Raw genomic sequence first — 5,467 nt, forward strand, 5'->3', positions numbered from 1 at the left:
GGGTAAGGGGTGGCCGGGTAAGGGGCGATGGCGGCTGGTCCGGTTGCTGCCACGGCGACCGCTGGTCCCCGCGCCCACGCAGCCCGGGCGTCGCGTCGGGCCCGGCCCCAGGCGACGAGGTAGGCCAGCGCCGCCATGGGGACCAGCGTGATCGCCAGTGACTTCGTCATCAGGGCGAGGCCGACGAAGACCCCCGTCCAGGCCGCGGTGCGTAGGGAGGTGTCCCCGCGCAGCACGTAGACGATCGAGACCGTGGCCAGGCCGCTGGTCAGAACCAGCAGGTTGTCGTTGTTGACGCTGGATCCGATGTGGGTGAGCTGGGGGATCCCGAGCGGTACCAGGGCGGCACAGATCCCCGCCACCCGGCTGCCACCGCTGAGCCGGTTCGCCCCGGCCCAGGCGAGCAACGGCAACGGCGCGACCATTGCCACGCTGATCAGGCGCAGGATCCCGATGATCTCGTCCCAGCGCAGGTGGTCGCCACCGCCGGGGACAGCCTTGAGAATCATGGCGTCAACCCAGTAGTACAGCGGGGGATGCTGCACGAGCTGTTGGATGCTATCCTCCGGCGCCGGTGTCCGGTCCAACTCCTCCCAGCTGGGACGATCGTGGCGGGGGACGGCGTCGGCTGCGGTGAACGGGCCGGCGGACAGGTCGCGGGGCCGCTCCTCGGATCCGTAGGGGGCAGCCATGATCGCCCCCACGCCGCCCTGCGTCACGATCGCATGGCCCGGATGCGGCCAGCCCTCGCCCTCGACGAGCCGCATCACAGCGTCCACGTGGTTTGGTTCGTCGGGCGCATGGTACTGCGGCATCATCACCGACCAGCCGGCCAGCAGCGCGGTGAAGAGCAGAGTGATCACCCAGATGGCCGCGGGGATGGTGCGGAGAATCCCCCACGGCCGGAAGCGCGTCCCCATCGGGAACACGTCTCCGCCGGCCTCGGCGTCGGCGCGGGCCGTTGCGGTCGAATCCACAGAGTCACCCACGAGTGGCAGAGTCCCATCGGACGAAGGTGGAGTCATGCTACGGACCCCCGATTCCCCGTCGACGTCATGGGTGCCCTCCTCCCCTCAGCCCTGGTCGCGCACGGTGGTGAGGGTGCTCCCGGGCGGGTGTCCAGACCGTTGTCGCGGTGTTCCCGGACCGTCAGTGTTCCCGGACCGTCAACGTCGCAGCCCGCAACCATCATCCTGACCGTCCGAGGGCCGGTTCACCGTCATTGAATCGGGAGGTCGATACGGATGTCCTCGGCTATCCGGCTGCGAAGTCCGCCGGATAGCAGGATCTGTCGGATTTCGGCGAGGCGAAGATTCCGGTTTTTAGGCGTGGCCGCGGAGGTGTCCGCGTGGCACGCGGACAGCCGAGGCCGCCTTTGACGTCCGACTGCCCCCGACGTCCGGCTTCCCACCCTGGCGTCCGAGGCCCGGCGTCCGGAGCGCGTGATCCGGACGCCGGATCAGCGCCAGGAGTCGATGTGGCCGACGATCTTCGCGGGGGATCCGGCGGCGACGGCTTTGGGCGGCACGTCCCGGGTCACCACCGAGCCCGCGGCGACGACGGCGCTCTCGCCGATCGTCACGCCCTTGAGCACGATGGCCCCCGCGCCGATCCAGGCCCGGTCCTCCAGCACGATCGGCCCGCTCATCGGCTGCTCCACGCCGTCGACGACCATCGGGTGGAAGTCGTTGTCGAGTAGCTGGGTGTCCCACGAGACGTTGCAGCAGGCGCCGATCGAGACGCGTTCGCGTACGAGGATCTTGGCGAACCCGTTGATGTTCGCCCCGGGGCCGAGTTCCAGCACGCCCGAGTCGACGACGATCCGCACGCCCCGCTGCAGCGACACGACACCTTCGCAGCGCAGGCGGCCCTCGGGATGCACCCGGATGATCGAGGTATCGCGTCGGGTCGACAGCCCGAACGCGCCGAGCCCCACCCGCAGCGTCGCGCCCTCGGCGAACTCGATGCGCTCCCGGCCTTCGATCACGGTGGGGGAACCGGTCCAGATCGGTTGCCTGTATGCGAGCGGGTAACGCAGCCCGGCCACGAACGAGCGGGCCGAGGTCTCCTGCGCCGCCCGCAGCGAACGAACGTGCCGCACATACTCCCGAAGATCACTTCTGAACGCACCCACGGAGCAACAGTAGGCGCTGCCCCGGTGGCCGGACCGCCCGGCTGTCGGCTCGCCGGGTCGGGCGTGCCACCCTAGAGTCGTGCGCGAGCCCTCGACGGAGCGTGCACCACCGCCACGGACCGGCGATCGGAGCGGGAACGACGACGTCGGACCGCCAGGACGCCGGCCCGGGACGCCGCTGGGCCGGAACGACGACCGGGAGCCACACCGACGTGAGTGTCAGCGCCATCCATCGACCTGAACATCCGCAGGCCGGCACCCCAGTGCAGGCGGCTTCCGGGGACGGCGTCGCAGCCGTCGGTCCGGACGCCCCCTACGTGACCATCGTGCTGCCCTGCTACAACGAGCAGGACCATGTGCTGCTCGAACTCGAGCGCATCACCGCCGCGATGGACGCGAGCGGTTACTCCTACGAGGTCTTGGCGATCGACGACAAGTCGACCGACAACACGCTCGCGGTGCTGCGCGAGGTGGCCCCGCGGTTCCCGCGCATGCGGGTGATGCCGTTCCGCCGCAACGGTGGTTCCGGCACGGCCCGCCGGATCGGGACCCAGGAGGCCCGCGGCAAGATCGTCGTCTGGACCGACGCCGACATGACGTACCCGAACGAGCGCATCCCGGAGTTCGTCCGTTACCTGGACGACAACCTCGACGTCGACCAGGTCGTCGGGGCGCGCCGCACCGAGGAGGGCACTCACAAGTGGGCCCGGGTGCCGGCGAAATGGTTCATCCGGATGATCGCCCAGCGGCTGTCCGGCATGAAGATTCCCGACCTCAACTCCGGGCTTCGCGCCTTCCGCCGGGACGTCTCCCTGCCCTATCTGCGGCTGCTGCCCCCGGGTTTCTCCTGCGTCACCACGATCACGATGTCCTTCCTGTCGAACCAGCATCCGGTGGATTACATCCCGATCGATTACGCAAAACGATCCGGAACGTCGAAGTTCCATCCCTTCCGGGACGCGCGGCGTTACATCCTTCAGGTGCTGCGGATGGTGATGTACTTCGATCCGATCAAGGTTCTCATGCCGGTCGCTCTGTGGATCATGGGCTTGGGTTTCGTCAAGTTGATCGTGGACCTGATCCGCTACGACTTCCATGTGGCGACGTCGACGCTGCTGGCGATTCTGGTCGGCTTCCAGATCGTCGTGCTGGCGTTGATCGGCGATCTGGTGGCCCGCTCGCGCAGCGACACCTGACCTGCGTGCGCATCGCGATCGTCGGTCCGACCCATCCCTACAAGGGGGGGATCGCGCAGCACACCACCGAGCTCGCGCACCGGCTGTCGGCGCGGGGCCACGAGGTGGCGGTCGAGTCCTGGTCGGCGCAGTACCCCGCGTGGCTCTATCCCGGCGTGCAGCGCGTCACCGAGCCCGAGATGGAGCCGTTCGAGGTCACCCGCTACCCGTTGTCGTGGCGCCGGCCGGACGGATGGATCCGGCTCGGCAGGCGCCTGCGGCGGCAGGCCGACGCGGTGATCCTGGTCGTCGTCACTCCCGTGCAGGCCCCGGCGTACCTGGGCGTCCTCGGCGCACTGCGGGTCCGGGGGCCGCGTGGCCGGGGCACGGCTTCCGGGCGAGCGGGTTCCGGGCGAGCGGCTTCCGGGGGTGCGGGTCCCACGGTCGTCGCGCTCTGCCACAACGTCCTGCCACACGAGCGCCGGGCCGTGGACGAACCGCTGACCAGTGCGGTGCTGCGCCGGTCGTCGGCTGTTCTCGTCCACACGCCGGCCCAGGCGGAGCTCGCCGCGCGCCTCACCCCTGCTCCGGTCCTGGTGGCCGAGATGGCCACGCACCTGTGGTCCTCGGGTCTGTCGTCCTCGGGTCTGTCGTCCTCGCAGCCCGGGCCGGTGGCCGGCCGCGGTGGGCCATCCGCCGACGTCACCCGGCGCAACCTGCTGTTCTTCGGGCTGGTGCGGCCGTACAAGGGACTGGACGTCCTGCTGCGGGCGTTGGCCCGCGGGCCGGCGGACGTCCGTCTCACCGTCGCCGGCGAGTTCTGGGGCGGGACGGGGGAGATCGCCCGGCTGGTCGAGGAGCTCGGCCTGGCCACCCGGGTGGACCTGCGGTCGGGCTATGTCGACGCGGCGGAGGTGCCCGCGCTGTTCGCTGGTGCCGACGCCCTGGTGCTTCCCTACCGGGCCGGAACGGCGTCACAGAACGTCGATCTCGCGCACCTGCACGGCGTGCCGGTCGTGGCGACCACGGTGGGAACGCTCGCCACCACGGTCCGTGATGGGGTGGACGGTCTACTCGTGCCGCCCGACGACGCGGAGGCGCTGGCGGTGGCGCTGCGGCGGCTCTACGAGCCCGGCGTGCTCGCCGGTTTGCGCTCGAAGGTCATACCGCCGGACGTCGACGGGGCGTGGGAGCGTTACCTTGATCTGACGTTGGGCGCGCTTGGGCGTACATGAGCCGTGGCGCATACGCGAGTCACGGCCCATCCATGGGTCACGGCCCATCCATGGGTCGTGGACCACGGGTGAATCGTGGACTCGGAAGGCGGACTGGAATGAGCAAGGCGGACCGGATCGGCGGGGCTGACCGGACGGGAGGGGCCGACCTGTGAGCCTGGTGCGGGACGACGCCCTCGCCTTCGTGGGCCATCAGGTACATGTCATGCGTCGCCGGGAGGTCGGCACCCTGCTGTCGTGGGCGGGAGAACTGGCCGGGCGCACCCTGCTCGACGTGGCCGGCGGTGACGGCTACTGGGCCGGCCAGGCCGTCCGTCGCGGGGCTCGGGCGGTGTGCCTCGACCTCGCCCGGCACAAGCTGCAGTTCGGTCGCCGGCTGCGCGGGCATCCCGGGCTCGTCGAGGGGGACGCCTTGGCGCTGCCGTTCGCTGCGGCCACGTTCGATGTCGTCATGTCGGTCTGCGCCATCGAGCACTTCGACGATGGTCCGGCCGCGCTTGCCGAGATGGCGCGGGTGCTGCGTCCGGGTGGCGACCTGGTGATGTCCGCCGACGCCCTCACCCGGGCGGCGTCCTGGCCGGACCTGTTCGACCGGCACCGCGAGCGCTACCACGTCAGGCACACCTACTCCGGCGACCATCTCGCCAAGCTGCTCGATGATGTCGGGCTCGAGGTCATCCGGCAGACGTACATGTTCCGCAGCGAACGCGCCGAGCGGCTCTACCTGACTTTGTCCGCCAAGGGCGGCAGGACGGGATGGAACGCCGCGGCCGTGCTCTCGCCGGCCGTCGCCCTGTCGGACCGGCGGGCTCCCGACACCGCGGGCAGCGTCGTACTCACCCACGCCCGCAAACGGGAGGGCTGAACGATGGCGCCCGCCGGCCGGTCGGCACGCCCGGGCCCCGGCCGTGAACCGCGCCGGC

Annotated in this window: 5 protein-coding genes; 3 read left to right on the plus strand and 2 right to left on the minus strand. The window is 70.4% G+C overall.

Going from position 1 to position 5,467, the window contains the following annotated elements; all coding sequences use genetic code 11:
* Together AC08ON_RS10345 and AC08ON_RS10350 are read right to left on the minus strand one after the other, a co-directional pair.
* A partial coding sequence (locus tag AC08ON_RS10345; protein WP_476616862.1) for a glycosyltransferase family 39 protein occupies positions 1-1,025 on the minus strand: 1,025 nt, incomplete at its 3' end.
* 434 nt (positions 1,026-1,459) lie between these two features.
* On the minus strand, positions 1,460-2,134 hold the full coding sequence (locus AC08ON_RS10350; protein WP_476607405.1) for an acyltransferase: 675 nt from the start codon (positions 2,132-2,134) through the stop codon (positions 1,460-1,462).
* A gap of 212 nt (positions 2,135-2,346) precedes the next feature.
* Here AC08ON_RS10350 and AC08ON_RS10355 point away from each other — a divergent pair, with 212 nt between their 5' ends.
* The 3 genes from AC08ON_RS10355 to AC08ON_RS10365 all read left to right on the plus strand — a co-directional run bounded on the left by AC08ON_RS10355 (position 2,347) and on the right by AC08ON_RS10365 (position 5,409).
* Complete coding sequence (locus AC08ON_RS10355; RefSeq protein ID WP_023839898.1) at positions 2,347-3,330, plus strand: glycosyltransferase family 2 protein; 984 nt, start codon at positions 2,347-2,349, stop codon at positions 3,328-3,330.
* Positions 3,331-3,335: 5 nt separating this feature from the next.
* The gene (locus AC08ON_RS10360; protein ID WP_476607406.1) at positions 3,336-4,544 is read left to right on the plus strand and encodes a glycosyltransferase; all 1,209 of its coding nucleotides are present in this window, start codon (positions 3,336-3,338) and stop codon (positions 4,542-4,544) included.
* 151 nt (positions 4,545-4,695) lie between these two features.
* Positions 4,696-5,409: a class I SAM-dependent methyltransferase gene (locus AC08ON_RS10365; protein ID WP_476607407.1), complete on the plus strand. Its 714-nt coding sequence runs from the start codon at positions 4,696-4,698 to the stop codon at positions 5,407-5,409.
* The last annotated feature ends 58 nt before the right edge of the window (positions 5,410-5,467 follow it).

Source organism: Frankia sp. CoWAU3 (assembly GCF_977971855.1).